Source organism: Mesorhizobium sp. M7D.F.Ca.US.004.03.1.1, assembly GCF_003998635.1.
Classification (GTDB): Bacteria; Pseudomonadota; Alphaproteobacteria; order Rhizobiales; family Rhizobiaceae; genus Mesorhizobium; species Mesorhizobium loti.
Genome location: NZ_RZQG01001435.1, coordinates 1 through 976 on the forward strand (window position 1 = coordinate 1; position 976 = coordinate 976).

1 protein-coding gene and 1 pseudogene are annotated in these 976 nt (G+C 63.5%); both read right to left on the reverse strand.

The genetic code is table 11. From position 1 onward, the window contains the following. The coding region (locus EN935_RS37720; protein ID WP_127374326.1) for a LysR substrate-binding domain-containing protein at positions 1-707 on the reverse strand (707 nt) is incomplete at its 3' end. An 82-nt stretch (positions 708-789) separates the two neighbouring features. Next, positions 790-976: pseudogene (locus EN935_RS37725) on the reverse strand (DedA family protein); the annotation flags it as partial.

Consider the following 976-nt stretch of genomic DNA (forward strand, 5'->3'; position numbering starts at 1 on the left):
GTCGCGACCAGACTGCGCACGGCTTCCACGGAACGGGTGCGGAAAGCGACGTGCGGCTTGGCGCCGATCGCCGTCAGCAGCTTGCCGGTATTCTCCTCGATCTCGTCAACGGTCAGCATGATCAGCGTTTCGGAGGCAATGTCGCCGATGCTGATGATGTCGGCGCTGGCAAGCGGATGGCCGAGCGGCAGCCACAGCCGGTAGGCCGAGACTTCGAGGATTTCCGACTGCAACGCGGTGCGGTCGCGCAAATTGGAGGTGACCATGACGGCAATGTCGAGCTTGCCGCCGATCAAGAGATGTTCGAGGTAGTCGCCATTGTCCTCGATGGCCGAGACCTCGACACCAGGATAGGCGCGACGGTAGCGGGCGAGCAGATCCGACAGCACATAACCGGCGACCAGCGAGGTGACGCCGAGCTGCAGCCGACCGCCCGCCACCGCCTGCTCGCCGGAGAAAGAGCGGCGCGCGTCGGAAACGTCGGCGAGGATTTTTGTCGCGTGGCGGAGGAACTGATGACCCTTGTGGGTGATGTTCAGGCCGCGCGGATGGCGTTCGAACAGTTCGACGCCGAGATCGCTTTCAAGCTCCTTGATCGCTTCGGTGACCGACGATTGCGAGATCGAAAGGTTTTGTGCTGCACCCGAAACCGTGCCTTGTTCGGCGACGGCGATGAAGAACTGCAGCTGACGGATGGTGAAAGCCATGGCCGGACTAAACACCGGCAGCCGAGCGAAGGAAAGCCGACGGCAGAGCTTATCCCGTGACCGGAGATCCGGCGCTGCGTAGTCAGCCGAGCGCCAACTTGATGCGCCGCCGGCATGCGGGGCCATAGCGCAGCGCAAGCATGAATGCCGTCTCCAGAGCCACGACGATGACGATGATGCGCAGGCCCACCGTGAAGGAATCCCGGTCGCTGCCGCGCAGCAGATAGCCGGTGGTGAGAAAGCCGGCGTTCCAGAGCGTGGCGCCGAGC